Below are 17,774 nucleotides of genomic sequence, written 5' to 3'. Positions count from 1 at the left end.
ATCTTGAGGCCAAGTCAAGCGCTTACTTGTGGCACACGACGCAAGCTCCGCCGCCCTCATCTTCACCGAAGATTTCGTCAATATCTTCGATCGCGTCAATAGGCCTCAACGGGTTGACGGGGCGGCTCGCAGCTTCACGCTGTTTTCGAAGCTCGTAATCAGCAACGATCTGGATGACGCGCGCCGGCTTTTCGAGCTCGTCGAGCGGCTCCCCCTTCGACCAGGTGAAAGGGGATCCATGTTCGAGGGCGTTCTTCTCGTAGCTCTTCGCCTCCTCATAAGCCTCGGGATGGCGTTCCTTCAAGCGGACCCACTCGATCTTCTGCTGGAAAAAGCAAAACGTGCAGCCGCTCCGCGAGCGCCAGTCGTAATACTTGGGCATACCGACCCCGGACGAGTCCAGAATGTCATGCACGCCCTTCTTGTCGATGCCGTCCTCGCGGAAAGGCAGGCGCACGGTCAAGTTGGGATGCTTGGCGCTGTATCCCTCGCGGTAGTCCTCGTCCGAGCGGATTGCTACGTAGCTCGTGACTTTATCTCCCGCGGCAAGCATTGGGCGCACCCACTGCTCGAAAGGCGCCAGCTTCAATTGGCGCGTGCACCAGCGAGTCTGGGGCGACGGAAGGAAGTGGTTGTATTCGCGCAGCCAGAAATCGAAGTCGCGACGAGGATTTAGCCTCGCGATGGGCTTGCCCAGGAAGCCTTCCAGGCGGCCAAGAAACTCGTAGACCTCCGGCAGCTCTTTGCCGGTGTCGGTGAAGAAGTATTCGACATCCAACTCCGGATGATGCTGCCTGACGTAGACCGCGAGGGCGGCGCTGTCGCGGCCGCCAGAAATTCCGAGCACGTGTTTGTCAGCCATGAGTTGAACTCCGGTTCGGTTTGTCTTCTTCGGTCAAGCGCATCCCCGCATTGGCGAGCGCCGCCAGCATCATCTCCACGTCGAGGCCTTCGGCCCGAAGATCGGCGACCAGCTTGTCCGCCATCTTCGCAATCCTGGGTGCATGCCTTTCCGAGACGACGAAGGTCCGGGAAAGAGTCCGCGTTTCCGGACCCGCTCCAAACACCACGGCCATCGCGTCGGTCTTGGGCTTGCGCCCCTTCACGCCGACGAAAGCCTCGTCGCGTCGGAAGCGTAGCGCGGCCTGCGCGATTTCAAGCTTGGCCGCGTCGATGTCCCTGTCGTTCCAATCGCGCGGCGGCTTGTTGGCCGCCAGGCTCAAAAGACCCTCCATGCTCTCGCGTCCACCGTCGTGTTTTGCCAGCCGGGCGCAGAAGGCCTCCTGCCGCAGATCGCCGCTCATGCCTTCAAGGGCTTCCGCCCGAGTGCGCAGGTTCGCGAAGTCGTCGCGAGAGGCGTCGAGCTCCGCGAGCATCGGGTCCTCGATTCCGCGCAGGAGCTGGTCGTAGGCGTTGACGAGCTCCGACACGGGCTCGCGCAACTCTTCGACGAACTGTGTCCCGGCCTTGCTGTCCAACACGGCGGGCAGATCGATGAACAGGACGCGGTGCGGGTCGCTCGCTTTGAGCAAGGTGTCTCTGACGGCGCGCGCCTTGGCGCTCAGGCGCAACGAGCGCTGGGTCCACGCCGGCAGGGCGAAGACCAAGGCGACGAGCCCCCTGGCCGCTTCAAGCGGGTCCATGGATGCCGGCGCCGCGCGCAGCTCCGAGAGCACCTTGGCGACGGCTTGGAGAATTTCGGTCTTCTGCTCGTCGATGACGATCCAGCGCAGCGAGAAGCGGCCAGCGTCTTGCAGATATTCGTCGAAGTCCGCGTCGGTGAGCTCCGGAATGAACACGCCGTCCTTGTAGACCGCCAGGTTCCCCCGATTCGACAGGATGAAGGCCGTGAAGTAGACCGGCATCAATCCGGCGCGCACGCCGAAAGGAGGCTGCGACCAAAGCTTGTGGATCTCGAGGGCCGACACGCGCGACGGCGCGTCCACGAACGCCTTCTTCGTGGCCTCCCAGAGGGGCACGAAGCTCTTAGAAAGCTCGTTGCCTGCCTCGGGAGCCTTGATGCGCCACGAGCCGTCCGACGCGACCGCATGTAGGCCCACGTGGGAGAGCAGGGCCACATACAGCCCGCGCTCGGCCGGAAAGCCGTCGATACCGAGGTTCTCCACGGCCTCGTGGCTGAGCATCCGGTGGATGAGGTCGCGGCGCGCCTTCACGCTGTTGCTCGAAGGGTTCTCACGGTTGACCAATTCGCTCCAAACTTCGGGCGCGTGGTTGTAGAGATCGTCCGCCAGCTCCGACGCGATGCGCGACAGCTTCATGCCGCTAACGGCGGGCTCCGCGCCGATTTGCCACCGGGCGTTGGCGATGCCGGCCCGAAGGGCCTCCTGCAGGCCCGACCGCACCTCTGCGAGCCTGGCGTGGACTTCGCGGCGGGCCACCGGGTCGCCTACGAGCTCGTGGCGTCCCTGGACTTGCTGGAGGGCTACCAGCTCGCCGCCGAGGTCTTCGATCTTGGCGTGATTGGGCGGGGCGCCGATGACCACGGGCCACGGGCGCGAACGGGCGAACTGCGCGGCCTGTCGCGACGACGCCTTCGCGTTCTCCGCGCGCTCGGGTAGCGCGAGGACGAGAAGACCGAACTCTCCATGGGCTGGCGCGAACTTCTCGGCGAGTTTCGGAGCGTCGGCCAGCCGGCAGAGCGCCATGTTCATCCAGCGCATCGTGCCGGTGTGGTGGTAGTGCCGCTTTGCGACAACGGGATGCAGATTCGCGAGGCTGGACAGCAACGCAAAGTCGAGATGGGGTTGGGCCGAGCGCGCCTGGGCGATGGCCGCCTCGATGTCGAAGTCGCTGCCTTCGAAGACCGACCAGGCTCCGATGTGCTTCTTGAACAAGAGCACCTTCAAAGCGGCGAGGCTCGCGAGCGCCTCCTCGACCTTCGCGCGGGGAACCTCGTTGAAGATGGCGGCCAGCACGTCGAGCTCGGCGGCCAGGCCTGATCCGTTTCGGAACAGGTCGATGACTGCGACGTTCTTGATCAGCGCCACTTGGAGCGGGTCGCCGCTCTTGGCCTCTGCGCGCTCCACGGCCTCGACCGCCTGCGCCCAACGGTGCCCGTCCGGAGAGGCCAGGATCGCGGGCTCCAAATTTGCTCGCAGGTAGTCCCAGTAGTCGTCGGGCCGGTACCAGCGCGAGCTCGACGCCAGCGTGGACTGCAAGTAGGAGCGGAAGCCCGAGGACTCGACGGAGGCCAGGAATCCGAAGACGCTGCGCTCGTTTTGTCCGAACTGCCTCTTCGAGATGGGGCCGAGGAGAGCGGCCATGGCCGGGTGCAGCGGCCAGCACTTGGTGAGGCTCGCCGCGAAGTTCGAGCCTACGGCGGGCCGTCTCGACCTGATGGACGCCGCGACAGCCTCCGACTGTGGCGGCGACCACTTCGCGAAGCCTTGCGACTCGATTGCGCGCCCAATCAGCTCGACGACCTCATCGCTCGCCGCGACAAGCGGAATGTCCGCGTAGCGCCCTTGAACCTTCGCCCAATCGTCGCGCGTGTCGATGCCCAAGCGCTTTGCGTATTGGGCGAAAGCTTGGTGCAAGATGCCGACCACGACGACCTTGCCCTTGGCGCGCCCACCTAGTTCGGCGAGATCTTGATAGAAGTTCAAATCGTCGCCCACACCCAGCGCGGAGGCTTCTAGAAACTTGCCCATCTCGTCGATGAGCACGAGCACTCCATCCCACTGGCGCGAGTCTGCCAAGTCGCAGATTTGTTCGATCAGCGCCGTGGCCGTCAGCTTCTTGGGCTCGCCACGTGAGCCCTTTGCCCTGTGCAGCGCTTTGGCCAGCTCGTCGACCACGCTCGCGCGCTTACCAACAGCGGGCAACACCAGCCATCCGCGCTTGCTGGCGAAGGCCGCGTCGAACGAGTCGATCTTGTTTGCTCCGAGAAGCTCGCGAGCCTTTTGCCTGACGTGCTTGGAATCCGAGAGGGCACTCGCCAAGGCCACGGCGAGGGACGATTTGCCACCGCCAAACGGCCCCGTCCAGGTGAAAGCGCGTTGATTGCTATGCGTGAGTTGCTTGGACATGCTCTCCAGCACGCCGCGAGCCGTCGCGTGGCAGACATAGCCGTCGAGCGCGTCGGAACGCCCGAGGTCCGTGTCGATGCGGATCGAGCGTTGATACAGCCGCGATATGCGGACCACCTCGGACAGCGGGAGGTCTTTGACTTCACGCATAGGCTTGCTTCATCATGCGCGCCGGGAGATTGACGGCCTTCGAGTTATTGCGCAGCACTTGGCGCAAGCCGGCGGTGTCGGTCCACGTCAAGACGCCATGGGTGAGTTCTTCGAGTCCGAACAACCTTTCAGCCACCGACTCTTCGTCGAGTTTGAACACCCTGCCCGGAGAGCCTTCGCCGTAGGCGATGGACTCGAACGGCAGGGAACTGAGGTCCTTGGCGGAGCGGTCCCAGTAATCGAGCAGCGCGAAGACAAATAGGCCGTCGCGAAGCGTCGCCTTCGGCCCTCGGCGAAACGCGAAATGTCCTTTCCGTTCTTCGTAGATCAGCCCGAGTTCGGCGAGCATCGGCTCTGCGTATTCCTCGGGGGATGCGCCCGACGCGCGAGGCGCGTAGCCTCGCAGGCAGGTCTCAATGTCGCGGGAGAACGTGGCCGGCGAGAGTCTGCGGTTCGCGTCGATGCTCTTTGCGTAGTCGGCGAGCGGCGCCTCCAACTCCTCGCGGGTGAAGGACGACCCAGTGACGTGATTGAAGAGCCAATACCAGGTGGTGGCGCGCTTGCCGCGCCCCGCCAAGCACCAATGGCAATACCACGCCGTGCTCGGATGTTCCGAATAGGGGTCGAGCCCTTCATCGTCGAAAATTTGGCGACCCATAGCGGTGACGGGGTAGTTGCCGCTGTCATCGTCGTCCGTGATCACGTCGCAAGCCAGAGCCCAATGGCGGATCGAAGCCACCATGTTCTTGCCGACTCCAAACTGCGCGATGGCGTCTTCATCGGCGAAAGCGGAGCGAGGCACCACGCCTTTAATGGCCTGATCAACGGCCTTCTTCAGCCACATTTGCCGCAGCGGAAACGTCTCGTGCCCCGCGAAATGGGCAACGACTCCGTCGACAGGCTTTTTTCTCCTCATAAGGCATTCTAGCCCTGCTCACTGGATGAAACCATCCAGTGAGGAGATTGTGCAGACATCTGCACTCACGGTGAATAGTAGAGCAGCCGGACGCTGCCCTCAATGGGGTGTTTCACCGCAGGTCGTAAGGCTCGCCGCAAAGCCGCCTAGCAATGGGCGGTCGTAGATGCTTGTGGATACGTATCCATGAAGGGACCGCGTCATTGCATGGGAGTGGTAATCGGGCTCAGCCACTTGCCGCTGCTTCATCCGGAGGCAGCGCGCGCAGTTGCGCGTCATTCCAGATCACCACCGTAGCTTCTTCAAGCTGCGCTTGGTCGACCGTCACCCAACGCTCGTGAAGACGCTCGGCGCACTTCGCTATCCATTGGGTTGGGGTCATTTCGTCCACGGATGCATGATACTGTATAAATATACAGTATCATGAGAATTTTCAACCTGCGGGATCCTCCTGCTGGATGAGGGAGGGCAAACCCAGCCGTGTCAGGGTTCTTTTATCGGAACCGTAGTGCCCCGTCTTCTGGCCGTCCTAGTCGATGGCGTGGATCGACGAGTGCTCCGAAATCTGGATTCCCGCCTCCTCCGTGAAGCCGGCGCGCAGCTTGCTCAACCACTTTCCAAAGTAAGCAGAAGTGATCGATCTCGGATCGAGTTGATCTCGTGGATGCCGCCGCTGGGGCGGCAACCTTCTTGGCGCCCTTCTGGAGCCCCTGCGGCGAGACTGACGTGCCTCCGAAAAACCTACGCAGATCAAAACTAGAGGTACGGTCGCTTCCCCCAGCTCCGAGCGGGGCAAGGAGAAGCGATGAAGAAGTCGAGGTTTACCGAGGAACAGATTGCCTACGCGTTGCGGCTGGCCGAAAGTGGCACGCGAGAGCGGTCGTCTGGCTATCCAGGAAGCCTTCGACGCCGTGTCCTACGGGTCTTGTAGAAGGCGAGACAAGAACTCTATTGCGGCGCGGAGGGAGTTGGTGATGCGAACTCTACGCCGTGCTTGCGGTGCTTCTTTGGAGTCGATGAAATGTGGCGACCGACTTTTGCCTCGTGAGCGCGCAAAAAGGGTAATCAACGCAATTGCGAGCGTCTGCTGCCAATCGGGTTCTTGGCCTCATGCGACGCCTGATTTATCCGACGCTTTCTGCCCTGTGCTCCCATGGATGGCTCCACGACATGAGCATTCCCGAGAAATAAATCCGGAACTGTCGTCTTCAACGCGAATGCCAAAGTGCCAAGAGTCCACAACGATGGATTGGCCAGACCTCGTTCGATGAGCGAAACGTAGGTTCGATCGAGTTCGCAATCGAACGCGAGCTCAGCTTGAGATCTGTCAGCTTCTATTCGTAGTTCCTTAAGGCGTTTGCCGAGAGCAATCGAGATCGCCTCCTTATGAGGGGAAGGCTGGGGCTTGGGCTTTTTTTCGGGAGCGGTCGGCATGCCCGCTGACGATCTGTCTTTGCAGCGCTAGAATCGACGGCATATACACTGCATAGAGAGCCTGTCATGGGTGTCTATCAAGCGTCGCCGTTGCCAACCGCGCGACCAGTACGAGTTCCAGCTTCCGCATTGCCTGCAAGGGCACGGCGCCCAATGCCTGTGGCACGCAGTTTGTCCGCAGCGCGCATCGGCGCGCAGGTGAGGGCGCTGCGCATGGCGGCCGATGTATCTGGCGGCGAGCTGGCCCAGGCCTCGGGGATTTCTTCCTCGATGCTCTCGCGCATCGAGCGCGGGCTGGTCTCGCCTTCGGTGGAGACCCTGGAGCGTCTCGCGCAGGGCTTGCACGTGCCAGTGTCGCGCTTCTTCAGTGACCAGTCGCGCCGCACGGACTTCTGCCATGTGCGAGGCGGACGTGGTGTCCTGGTCGACCGCATCGGTGCCGTGGCGGACTACCGCTACGAGTTGCTGGGTCACCTGCTGTCGGGCAACCTGTTCGTCGAGCCCTACCTGGTCACGCTGCTGCCCGGTGCCGATCCCTACGTGACCTTCCAGCACCCGGGCCTGAAGTTCCTGTACTTCCTGTCCGGGGAGGTCCGCTACCGCTACGGCGGCAAGGTGGTCGAGGTGAGGGCAGGGGACTCGCTGCTGTTCGATGCGACCGCGCTGCACGGGATCGAGGCGATCGAGGTGCAGCCGGTGTCTTACCTCTCGGTGGTGTTCACGCTGCGCGAGTAGGCGGGCGCTGGCTGTCCTCGCTACCCGTGGGGCGCCGGATGGGCGGAAGGTGGTGGCATGCGTTGCGCTGTTCTGCGTTGTGCAGGCCGTGCGCGACATCTGCTGTCGGGGCCGCCTTCTTTCCGACCGACGCATCGCGCGTTCAGGGCCGGTGTCCAGGGCCAGGGCGTCGCCACCGTTCTCACCCGGTCCTCGCGCTGCTCGGCTGCGGCTTCCGGGCGGTCCCTGGACATCGGTCCGTTCGCGCGCGGACCCTGCGTCGAGGCGGCTCCGAAAGCAGACGAGATGTTCACGCGCCGCGGCACCGCCGCAGAAAGGACCCGCCATGCATGCCACGCCTTCATCGCCATCGTCATTTTCCTCATCGATTCCGTTGCCATGCCAGACGGGCAACCGGACGGCCGCGGGCGTTCCCCCCGTGCCCCCCGAGGACTCACCACCAGCAGGCAGGCGTGAAGGCGAAGGCCAATCTACCGGGAGCCTGCGCCGCGGGGGCGGGCGCATCGACGTGCGGAGGGCCGTCACCGACCGGATCGCTGCGATGCTCGCGCAGGGCGAGTCCGTGTTCCGCGACCGATGGACGTGTGCGGCGGCGCACGGGATGCCGCGCAACGGGTGGAGCGGCGTGCCGTACCGCGGGGTCAACGTGTTGTTGCTGCTGGACGCCCTGGTCTCGCAGGGCTATGCCTCCAACGTGTGGCTGACTTACCGGCAGGCCGCGGGCCTTGGCGCCCAGGTGCGCCGGGGTGAGCGGGCGGTGCTGTGCGCGCAGTTCGAGCGCGGGGCGCGCGACGGTGGCGTCGAAGCCGGCGATCGCGCCGGACATGCTGAAGGTCCGCAGGCGGGGAGGGCGCGGGACGCATCGCGGTCTCATGGCCTGCTGCGGTGCGAGCCGTTCTGGCTTTTCAACGTCGCGCAGATCGACGGGCTGCCGCCCGAGGTCCTTGCGCGCTGCACCGCGCAGGCGTTGCCGCTGTCGTCTTTGTCGCCCGTCGAGCGCACGCTGCGCCTGCTGTGCGGTTGCGACGCGGCGGTCCGCTACGGCTACGAGCGCGCTGTGTACCTGCCGGCGCCCGACGAGATCCGGCTGCCGTGGCCCGCGAGCTTCGCAAACGCGGAAGCCCACTGCGCGGCCGTGCTGCGCGAACTGGTGCACTGGAGCGGTCACGCGAGCCGGCTGGACCGCGCCCCAGGCCGCCGCGTGGGCGGTGCGGCCTGGGCGTTCGAGGAACTGGTGGCCGAACTCGGCAGCATCTTCCTCATGGGGCACTGCGGCCTGGCCGGTGCGGCCGTGGAGGGCCATGCGGCTTCCTCCTGTCTCGATGCATGGCTTCGGATGCTGCGCAACGACCCGAGCGCCATCTTCGCGGCCGCGCGCCATGCGGGCGCGGCCTTCGCGTTCATCGTGGCGAAGGAGATGCCGCGACTCGAGCCACTGGACATACCGGGGCGTCGTTGAGTGGCGGCCGGGATCGGCATCGTCAGGCAGCTCGATGCCGTGGGCCCGCGGCGTCAACGCGCGGATGATCTGCATCGCGCACCTGCGTCATGCAGAAACGGCGGAAGGAACAGCAGCCAAAGGAATTCGGAAGCGGCAATTCCGCCGGATTCCCTCTCATTTCTAAAACAAGAGGGTTATTGAGAGAAAAAGCTGAGCGATGGTTAGTAAGTTTGCTCGCTTTCTGATTTTCTTCTCACCCCTTAGAGTCTCTCAAACTACAAGAAAGTAAGAGGAAGAAACGGCGACGCACTCGATTCCACAGTCGAGACGGTAGGTCAAACCTACTCACTTCGATCTCGCGGTCATCACCGCACTTTTTTCTTTTCTTCGGGAAGCAAAGTGAGTCAATCGTCATGGCAGTAGACATGTTCATGCGCGTCGAAGGCGCAAACGGCGAATCGAAGGACTCGAACCACAAGGAGTGGACCGACATCAAGTCGTTTGCATGGGGCGCGACGCAACCCGGCAACATGGTCAGCGGCGGTGGCGGCGGTGTGGGCAAGGCGAGCTTCAATGACCTGCAGGTGGTGGCGCGCATCGACAAGGCCGCACCGTCCGTCCTGAAGAACTGCGCCAGCGGCAAGCACCTGGCGAAGATCGAAGTGTCCGTCTGCAAGGCCGGCGGCGCGCAGATCGAATACACGCGCGTCACGCTCGAGGAAGTGCTGGTCACCTCGGTGCAGTACACGGCCGAGCAGGGCTCGGACGCCGTGTTCGTGCAGTACGCCTTCCAGGCCGCGAAGGTGAAGCAGCAGTATTGGGAACAGACCGACAAGGGCGGCAAGGGCGCCGAGACGGTGCTGGGCTGGAACATCAAGGAAAACAAAGAGGCTTGATGCCTCTTTGTGTGTGAAGCGGAAGCGGAGCGCTTCCGTTTCATCGAGCTGCAAGAACCGGCTCGCTGTCTTGTTTTTCGTGCGTTGATCCGAATTCCGGGGAGAGTGTCATGCCAACAGGCGCAGCGCGGGCAATCCGCGTCCTGACCGCTTCTTGTGCCGCCATGCCCACGTTGGGCGGGCAACCCGCACTGGAGCCAGTGGCCATCGAAGGCGACGAAGGCCTGAGCAGTCTGTTCCGCTACACCGTCACGTTCAGCACGCCCGAGCAGGCGGGCTACAACGAGCGGCAGGCCGCCAACGTGGACATCAAGAAACTGGTGGGCGAGACGCTCACGGTGCACGTCGTGCTCGACGGGCGCCCCGGCGCGGACGGGGGCAAGCGCCACATCTCGGGCCTGGTCACACGCGTGCGCTTCCTGCGCCTGGAAAACCGACGCGCGCTGTACGAAGGTGTCATCGAGCCCTGGCTCACGCTCGCCACGCGCACGAGCGACTACCGCATCTTCCAGAACAAGACCGTGCTCGACATCCTCGGCGAGGTGCTGTCCGACTACGACTTCGCCCACGAAGTGAAGGCCAGCCACAGCTACCCGGCGCGCGAGTTCCAGGTGCAATACGGTGAGAGCGACTTCGACTTCGTCGCACGCCTGATGCACGAGTGGGGGCTGTACTACTACTTCGAGCACGCCGAGGACAGCCACAAGCTCGTGATCGTGGACGACATGTCCGCGCACCAGCCCTACGCCAATGCGGGCTACCAGAAGATTCCCTTCTACGGCGCCGACGACACCGTGCGCGAAGAACACTGCGACCGGTTCAACGCCTGCGAGACGCTGCAAAGCGGCCGCTGGGTCACCGACGATTTCGACTTCAAGCGGCCGAAGGCGCGGCTGCAGCAGGTGAGTGCCATGCCGCGCAAGACCGCGCAAAGCAGCCAGGAGCGCTACGGCTGGCCCGGCGACTACGTGGTCGAGTCCGAGGGTGAGCAGCTGGTGCGCACCCGCATGGAAGAAACCGGCAGCCAGGGCGAGCGTGCGAACGGCTCTGGCAACCTGCGCGCCGTGGTGCCGGGCTGCCTGATGTCACTGGAGCGGCATCCGCAGAACGACTCCAACCGCGAGTACCTCGTGACCGATGCGCACCTGCGGCTGCAGGACATCGGCGACGCCAGTGCGCAGCAGGAGTTCGAATGCCGCGTCGACTTTGAAGTGATCCCGTCGAGCAAGGTCTTTCGCGCACCTGCACCCGATGCGCCGCGCCCGCGCACCACGGGCCCGCAGACCGCCATCGTCACCGGCCCGGCCGGGCGCGAGATCTGGACCGACGAATATGGTCGCGTGAAGCTGAGCTTTCACTGGAACCGCTATTGCACGAAAGACGAGAACAGCTCGTGCTGGGTGCGCGTGTCGTCGCCCTGGGCCGGCACGAACTTCGGCGGCATCCAGATTCCGCGCATCGGGCAGGAGGTGATCGTCGACTTCGAGAACGGCGACCCTGACAGGCCCATCGTGACCGGCCGCGTCTACAACGCCGACAACATGCCGCCGTGGGAGCTGCCCGCCAACGCAACGCAAAGCGGCCTGCTCACACGCAGTTCGGAAGGTGGCAACGACAGCAACGCCAACGCCCTGCGCTTCGAGGACAAGAAGGGCCAGGAGCAGGTATGGCTGCACGCCGAGCGCAACCAGGACATCGAGGTCGAGCACGACGAAACCCATTGGGTGGGCCACGACCGCAGCAAGACCGTCGACCATGACCAGTCCGAGCGCATCGGAAACAACAAGTCCATCGTGGTCGGTGCCAACCACGACGAAGAGATCGGCGAGAACAAGACGCTCACGGTCAAGCAAAACATGAGCCGCAACGTCCTGCTGAGCTCCAGTGAGAAAGTCGGCCTGATCAAGAACACCGTGGTCGGCGTTGCCCAGAACTCCCTGGTCGGCGTCGAACGTATCGACGTCGTTGGAAAGCAGTACGACCTCAAGGTCGGAGACGAATACAACATCAGCGCGGGCTCCGACATCCTGCACTACTCGAAGAGCAACAGCACCTATGGAACCGAGAAGATCTTGCTGAGTGGTCCCGGCGGGTTCATCCAGATCGACGACAAGGGCATCGTCATCAATGCCAGGCACATCTGGCTGAAATCGGACCGGATCGATTTCACCGGCAGACAGTCGAACAAGGAGTGCCTGTCGAGCAAGAAGCCGAAGATCAAGGGCGCGAAATGACTCGCCTGAAGACCAGCCTGATCCATATCGAGGACCACGAGCAATTCGCCGCGATCATCGGCGCGCACCGGGAAGGCAGATACATCCTCCTGGATCCGTCGGACGCGACCCGCTACGAAGTCATCAAGGAGGTTGGAAGCTCCCACAGCCGCTGTCTTTTCGACGGCGACGAAAAGGAAGCCGCGGGCCTCTCTGCGCCCTACCTGCTGGATTGGGACGCGATCAGGCCGTCCAACCGAAAGGAAATCGTCGCCTACCTGTCCGCCGGACATGGCGTGGTCCTCATTTCCGGCATGCCGCCCGATCATCTCAAGCGTCGGCTGAAGGTGTTGCTGCATCCCAAGGGAAACTACGCCCAGTTCAACAAGTACTACACGGCGATCAGCCTCAGCTTCTTTCTCGAATCCGAGGAGCGCTTTTCCGAACTGCTCGATCACGCATCGAAGATCTACTGCCGAAACTTTCGGGAACGGCATGATTTCATTGTCTATGAGGCGGAGTAACGAATCATGGCCAGCGGCACCTTCACCAATGCCATTCCCAAGACGCACCCGGACAGCACCTCCCTTCGCAAGACCCTGAGGGAATGCGACGGCGACGTCTGTACCTGCCTGAAGGAAAAGATCGACGAGATAGCCAATTCCGCCAAGGGACCGGGCAGCCCCAAGGGATTGGCGACCAGATTTGCGGAACAGGTTCAGAAGGGCGCGCAGGGTCCGGGCACGAGCGCCTGGGCCACGCACCAGGACGAGATCGCGCGCCAGCAGAAGAACCTGCAGGACCACATCGACGAGTACGATCAATCGGGCTGCCCGAATGGCCAGTTGCCGGCCGGCGTTCGGCAGCTGGCATCCCGCCCCTTGCCAACCCAGGCCGACTGGGACGCGAACAATGTTCCCATGCAAGGCATCGACCCGACACCCGCCTACTGGCTGGTGGGGGGGTACATTGCGTACAAGGTGATCCGCGCCATCGCCGTTTCGTTTGTCGCGACGCCGCTCGCAGGCGGCGCGAGTCTCGCGGTCCCATGAGTATGGCAACCCACTCCGACCTTCACGCAGACCGTGTCTGGGGCGAGGCGGCCGTCTTGCTCAGCCTCGATCTGACTGCGGGACTTTGGGAATTCCTGGACACCGGCCTGGACTACCAAGACGTCCTGCGCGCCAACAGGCAGGCCATTCTCGAGAGCCGCAAAGGACTCGAAAAGCCACGCTCGACGGCCCGGATGCCAAGGTCACGGATATCGGAGATTGCCCAAAAGCACGCGGCCCCGATCCAGCGCGGCGCGCTTTCCTATGTGGGATTCGTGGAAGAGACGTTCTCGGGTTTTCGAGGCTATGTACGCAACGAATGCTTTTTCAATCCGCTGCTCTTCGACTGCCTGAATTTCAAGCAATCGCTGAGGGATCGCTTGGAATCGGAGCTTGGCGAAGACTTCGATGCGAACGCGGCCAACAAGTCATTCGACGAGCGTCGGGCCATGATGCTGGGCCGGCAGGCCATGGAGATCGATCGGGCCATCGAATCGGGAAGCCTGTCGACCTGGGACCGCGAATTGCTGGAGAAGCATCGAGGCACACTGGGGGCGGTCGATCCGTTGGGAACGGTCATTCACCTCGGGGTCTGCCAACTGAAAAACGAGGCTGTGAAGAAGTTCGTCGCCAAGCTGAAGCCGGACGCGCGCAGCAAACTCCGGTCCATCTTCAATCAAATCATCGAAACGCACTGATATGAGCAGACAAGCACGCCTGGGCGAATTGATCGCCATTCTGTCCATCGAGGACATGAAGGAGGTCTACAAGTACGTGGACCTGAACGGCGACGTCGATTCGATCAACCGGGTCTTCAGAGAGGCGCTGCTCGATGCAGGGTATTCGCGGGACTACGAAAAAATCGGCGCATCGTTCGAACAGCTGCCTCTGTCGAAAGAAGACCGGGAGACGCTTGACGCTTGGGGTCGGAGGCTCTACTTCGGCATTCACGCCGAGGACATCGACATCTCCTGCTGGCTGAAGATACTCCACGCCCTGCTGTTCCGAGGGATTGAAGTCGAAGGTGCGGATCCGGCGGGGAAAGCCCTGATCGCGGACATGCTCGGGGCATACAAGCGGATCCAGGACGACGGATACGCAAGAGATGTCTCCCGCATCAAGGAGTCGCCGATCATGTCCTCCTTGGACAAGAAGATTTTCGAGACGTACAACTTCAACTATTTCGACGACTTTGCCGGCAACGACCCCTTTCTGACGATCAAGGCGGTTCGAGCGGGCATGCACCTCATCCGGCTCGTCGGTACGGCAGGCGTTTTCTCGACGGCCGACTTCCCGTTCGATGCTTTGCGTGCGGCGGGACAGAAGCTGATCGCGGAGGATGGGATATGGATGCCGCCTGGTGCCGAGGTGTGCGACATCCGGGCCGTCGCCGATCGCAGCCACGTCCGCCCCTGATGTCCTTTGTGGCCCCAGCGTCCGAACCAAGCGCCATGAGTCCCGAGGACATTGCAGCCCGCAATTTCTTCGAGCGGCATATTTTTCGCCTGGCCGAGCTTGTCTATGGCGAGTATTTTCTGAACCGCGAGTATCCGTTCCATCTGCTTCTCTCGGAGGTTCGAACGCTCGTCAAGGCCTGTGAGGAATTCGGGCTCGACGATATCGACTGGCTCGAAAAGGTCGTGCAGGCTCTCTATTCGCCTCACCCCCTCGCGATTCGCCCCCGAGGACATGTCCTACCTGATGTCGATCATCGCGAGCAATTCATCTCCCGAGGGGAAGAGCACCGCCATCCTCTCCTTCATTCAGAGCTTGAAATGAACGATCGCATCGTCTGCGTGGGTGACAGGACAACGCACGGGGGCACTGTGCTGGAGGGGTTTTCCGCGTTCTCGATCAATGGAAGAATTCCCTCCGGTGTGGGCCATATGGTTGCCTGCCCCAAATGCAAAGGCGTGTTCCCGATTTCCAACCGAGGCGTGCGGGCCAAGGTCAACGGGATTGAAGTCGCGGTAGACGGCATGGTGACCAGTTGCGGTGCAGCGTTGATCGCATCCCAGAAGCTGGCGGGGGTGGCCTAGAAAGTTGGGCGCGATCTCGGCTGCCGCGGCTGGTCCCCCACGCGACTTCTGCTGACACAACTCGCCCGCTCACCTGGCCGGGCCGCGCGAATGCAGCATCGATCTCGACCCGCCCCCCAGAGAGCAGCCGACCCGCATCGCCCAGTCGCCCGGATCTCGTGTGGGTGGCGGACTTCACGTACATCCGCATCGAGACCGGGTTCTGCTATCTGGCAGCGATCCTTGATGCCTGCAGCCGTAAGGTCGTGGGCTATGCGATCTCGCGGCGCATCGACACACCGCTTGCGTTGGCTGCGCTGTATTCAGCCGTCCGAAGTCGACAGCCGCAGTCAGGTTGCATCCATCACACGGATTGCGGTTGTCAGTACGCAAGCGAGACGTACCGACGCGCACTGCAAGAGGCTGGGCTCCTAGGATCGATGAGTTCGCCAGGCAATCCGTATCACAATGCCCAAGCCGAGAGCTTCATGAAGACGCTCAAGGTCGAGGAGGTGTACTTGGCTGGCTACGAGACGTTCGCTGACGTGGCAACACGACTTCCGCAGTTCACGAAGAGATCTACAACGCCAAACGGCTGCATTCGGCGCTCGGCTACCGTCCGCCCAACGAATTCGAATCCCAACTCGTTCAGCAGGCGGCTTAGTCCTGGCGACCCCAGTGGTCCAGTCGATGGGGTTCACTCCATGACGTACCAGTTTGGACCCGGCGGTTTGAGATCCTGAATGCCTTTGAGACGCCGGGCGCCAGCGGAAACACGTGCTGCTTGCTGGCCGTCCCGATTCGTGGCACAAGCTGATGTTTTGACGTGATCCTAATGAGGTAAACCACAGTGTGTGATCTGAACGACCAAGAAGAAATCAAGAAGTACACCCGCCGCGACTTCGGTGCATTGGCCGCATCCGCCGGACTGCTGACCGCGTTGCCGAGCGTGGCCAACGCCGTGGCCGTTGCCGAGCGCGAGGTGATCATCACGACGGCAGATGGCAGCTGCGACGCGTATTTTGTCGCACCCACAGCGGGCGCGGCACCCGGCGTGCTGGTGTGGCCCGACGTGTTTGGTCTTCGCCCAGCCTTCAGGCAAATGGGTCGGCGGCTGGCCGAATCGGGCTACAGCGTGCTGGTGGTGAACCCGTTCTACAGGCAGAAGAAAGCACCCACCGCAGCGCAGGGCGGTCAGACGCCAATCGCCGAAGTGATGCCGCTCATGCAGGCCCTGACGCCGGCCATGCATCTGAGCGACGGAAAAGCCTTCGTGGTTTGGCTCGATGCCCAACGCGAGGTGGACAAGGCGCGCAAGCTGGGTACCACCGGCTATTGCATGGGCGGCCCGATCGCGGTGCGCACTGCCACCGTGGCGCCCAGCCGGGTGGGCGCGGTCGGTACCTTCCACGGCGCTGCCATGGTGACCGCAGCGCCTGACAGCCCGCATCGCCTAGTCGCCCAGACGCAGGCGCGTTACCTGATCGCAGTGGCCGAAAACGACGACACCAAAGAGCCCGAAGCCAAAGTCACGTTGCGCACCGCTTTCGACAGCGCGAAGCTGTCGGCCGAGGTGGAGGTTTACCCGGCGGCCCACGGCTGGTGTCCGCCCGATACACAGGTCTACGATGCCGCCCAAGCCGAGCGCGCTTGGACGCGCCTGCTGGCGACATTCAGCAAGGCACTGGTCTGATCGCAGCAGCCGGCTAACGAGCCTCAGCGGGCGTGGTGCCCGGGATGTGGCGGGCCACGACCGGCCTCGGCCGCCGCGTCGGCGAGGTCCCTCATGGCCTGCCGCGTGGCCAGCAACGTAGCTTCGCTCAACCGATGCGACAGGCTCGCCTTGGCGCGCTCCCACACCGGCAAGGCGTCAGTCATCAGCGAAAGCCCCGATAGCGGCAGACTCAACCTTTTGCCTGCACGACCTCGGCCGCCCTCGCCCTGGACCAACCCTCGCCGCTGCAGGGCTTGCACACCGCGGCTCAGCGTCGCGGCATCAACACCAGCGCTCGTCGCCAGATCAACAACGCTCGCTCCATGCGCAGCGCCGATGCCGACCAGCAGACTGAATTGCTCAGCCGTCAGCCCGAGCGGCTTGAAACAACCGTTATAGAAACGCGTGAGCGCGCGCCGTGGCGCGGGCTTGAAAGCCCGGACGTTCCACCGCGACACGCTTTTGCTCCATATCAACCCGCGCGTCATCGATTCGGCCAAGCAAGCCGCACTCGCGCCTCGTTTCCAAGCCGCGCTGGAGGAAGCCGGCGGCCGTATCCTCCACTTCGGTCCCGTCGCTCGGGTGCTGGAAGGCGGCGACGCACCACCGCCTCTGGCGGGCTCTTCGAATTCCCCACCCTGGCGGCGGCGTTGGATTTCTACGCCTCGGAGCGCTACGCCCCGATCAAGGCCGAGCGCGGCCTCCTCTGAGGGCGGCCGCGGGGGCGCTTCGGCACCCCTTGGGGCGTCTGCCGATCCCGGCGACCCTGCGATGCGCATTGTGCGTGCAGGCCTGCTCGGGAGACAGTTTCCAGGACCTGGGGCAGGGCGGTCTTGCTGCTGCCTTCACCGTCGCACGGCGTTCTCGCCGTCAAGGGCTGCGCTGCGCCGTGCGGGCCACGGTGCCGGGCGATCCCGCCCGCAACCGTTCAAGGAGAACGCCATGGCTGCTTCCATCTTTACCTTCCTCAGCGACGCGCAGTCCGACCAGTTGCTGGCCAACGGCCTGTCTTCGCGGGCGCAGGCGGACTTCGATCCGTTGCCTGTGGTCAAGCTGTTCACGCCCGATGCGGGCGCCACCTGGCTGCTCAGCGAGATCGACCCCGAGGACCACGACACCGCCTTCGGCCTGTGCGATCTCGGGATGGGCTTTCCGG

General features: G+C 63.1%; 18 protein-coding genes. 12 read left to right on the top strand and 6 right to left on the bottom strand.

Annotated elements, in window-relative coordinates:
- Positions 1-22: 22 nt before the first annotated feature.
- The 5 genes from AC07O3_RS25580 to AC07O3_RS25560 all read right to left on the bottom strand — a co-directional run bounded on the left by AC07O3_RS25580 (position 23) and on the right by AC07O3_RS25560 (position 6,549).
- A complete protein-coding gene (locus AC07O3_RS25580; RefSeq protein WP_495340645.1) occupies positions 23-862 on the bottom strand; it encodes a phosphoadenosine phosphosulfate reductase domain-containing protein in 840 nt (279 codons plus the stop codon).
- The gene (locus tag AC07O3_RS25575) at positions 855-4,199 is read right to left on the bottom strand and encodes an ATP-binding protein (protein ID WP_495340644.1); all 3,345 of its coding nucleotides are present in this window, start codon (positions 4,197-4,199) and stop codon (positions 855-857) included. Before AC07O3_RS25575 ends, AC07O3_RS25580 begins: the two co-directional genes overlap by 8 nt.
- On the bottom strand, positions 4,192-5,043 hold the full coding sequence (locus tag AC07O3_RS25570; protein WP_495340643.1) for a DUF4007 family protein: 852 nt from the start codon (positions 5,041-5,043) through the stop codon (positions 4,192-4,194). The genes AC07O3_RS25575 and AC07O3_RS25570 overlap by 8 nt, the downstream gene beginning before the upstream one ends.
- 298 nt (positions 5,044-5,341) lie before the next feature.
- Positions 5,342-5,506 (bottom strand): hypothetical protein, encoded by a 165-nt coding sequence (locus AC07O3_RS25565; protein ID WP_495340642.1) that lies wholly within the window; start codon positions 5,504-5,506, stop codon positions 5,342-5,344.
- 674 nt (positions 5,507-6,180) lie between these two features.
- A complete protein-coding gene (locus tag AC07O3_RS25560) occupies positions 6,181-6,549 on the bottom strand; it encodes a helix-turn-helix transcriptional regulator (RefSeq protein ID WP_495340641.1) in 369 nt (122 codons plus the stop codon).
- A 153-nt stretch (positions 6,550-6,702) separates the two neighbouring features.
- On the opposite strand from AC07O3_RS25560, the gene AC07O3_RS25555 reads away from it, so the two are divergent.
- From AC07O3_RS25555 to AC07O3_RS25505, 11 genes are all read left to right on the top strand, one after another.
- Complete coding sequence (locus AC07O3_RS25555) at positions 6,703-7,284, top strand: helix-turn-helix domain-containing protein (protein WP_495340640.1); 582 nt, start codon at positions 6,703-6,705, stop codon at positions 7,282-7,284.
- A gap of 508 nt (positions 7,285-7,792) precedes the next feature.
- A complete protein-coding gene (locus AC07O3_RS25550) occupies positions 7,793-8,743 on the top strand; it encodes an ArdC family protein (protein WP_495340639.1) in 951 nt (316 codons plus the stop codon).
- Positions 8,744-9,138: 395 nt separating this feature from the next.
- A complete protein-coding gene (locus AC07O3_RS25545; protein ID WP_093180188.1) occupies positions 9,139-9,621 on the top strand; it encodes an Hcp family type VI secretion system effector in 483 nt (160 codons plus the stop codon).
- Between the two features lie 164 nt (positions 9,622-9,785).
- Positions 9,786-11,855 (top strand): type VI secretion system Vgr family protein, encoded by a 2,070-nt coding sequence (locus AC07O3_RS25540; RefSeq protein ID WP_495340638.1) that lies wholly within the window; start codon positions 9,786-9,788, stop codon positions 11,853-11,855.
- A complete protein-coding gene (locus AC07O3_RS25535; RefSeq protein ID WP_093180185.1) occupies positions 11,852-12,358 on the top strand; it encodes a DUF4123 domain-containing protein in 507 nt (168 codons plus the stop codon). Before AC07O3_RS25540 ends, AC07O3_RS25535 begins: the two co-directional genes overlap by 4 nt.
- A gap of 6 nt (positions 12,359-12,364) precedes the next feature.
- The gene (locus AC07O3_RS25530) at positions 12,365-12,886 is read left to right on the top strand and encodes a hypothetical protein (protein WP_093180183.1); all 522 of its coding nucleotides are present in this window, start codon (positions 12,365-12,367) and stop codon (positions 12,884-12,886) included.
- A complete protein-coding gene (locus tag AC07O3_RS25525) occupies positions 12,883-13,584 on the top strand; it encodes a hypothetical protein (protein ID WP_495340637.1) in 702 nt (233 codons plus the stop codon). The genes AC07O3_RS25530 and AC07O3_RS25525 overlap by 4 nt, the downstream gene beginning before the upstream one ends.
- A 1-nt stretch (position 13,585) precedes the next feature.
- Positions 13,586-14,302, top strand: a complete 717-nt coding sequence (locus AC07O3_RS25520; RefSeq protein ID WP_495340636.1) for a hypothetical protein — start codon at positions 13,586-13,588, stop codon at positions 14,300-14,302.
- A 35-nt stretch (positions 14,303-14,337) separates the two neighbouring features.
- Complete coding sequence (locus tag AC07O3_RS25515) at positions 14,338-14,925, top strand: PAAR domain-containing protein (protein ID WP_495340635.1); 588 nt, start codon at positions 14,338-14,340, stop codon at positions 14,923-14,925.
- Entirely contained in the window at positions 14,877-15,647 is a 771-nt protein-coding gene (locus tag AC07O3_RS25510) for a transposase (protein ID WP_495340634.1), read from the top strand. Before AC07O3_RS25515 ends, AC07O3_RS25510 begins: the two co-directional genes overlap by 49 nt.
- Positions 15,648-15,754: 107 nt before the next feature.
- Positions 15,755-16,597, top strand: coding sequence for a dienelactone hydrolase family protein (locus AC07O3_RS25505; RefSeq protein ID WP_093180174.1), 843 nt, complete (start codon positions 15,755-15,757; stop codon positions 16,595-16,597).
- Positions 16,598-16,620: 23 nt separating this feature from the next.
- On the opposite strand, the gene AC07O3_RS25500 is transcribed toward AC07O3_RS25505, so the two are convergent.
- The gene (locus AC07O3_RS25500) at positions 16,621-17,118 is read right to left on the bottom strand and encodes a MarR family winged helix-turn-helix transcriptional regulator (RefSeq protein WP_495340633.1); all 498 of its coding nucleotides are present in this window, start codon (positions 17,116-17,118) and stop codon (positions 16,621-16,623) included.
- A gap of 442 nt (positions 17,119-17,560) precedes the next feature.
- On the opposite strand from AC07O3_RS25500, the gene AC07O3_RS25495 reads away from it, so the two are divergent.
- Positions 17,561-17,774: DUF2958 domain-containing protein (locus AC07O3_RS25495; protein ID WP_495340632.1), on the top strand; the 214-nt coding region annotated here is incomplete at its 3' end.

This window comes from Variovorax sp. GW821-FHT09D05, from assembly GCF_059416325.1.
Note: the sequence above shows the minus strand (reverse complement) of the source record. Positions and strands in the feature narration are given on the sequence as shown.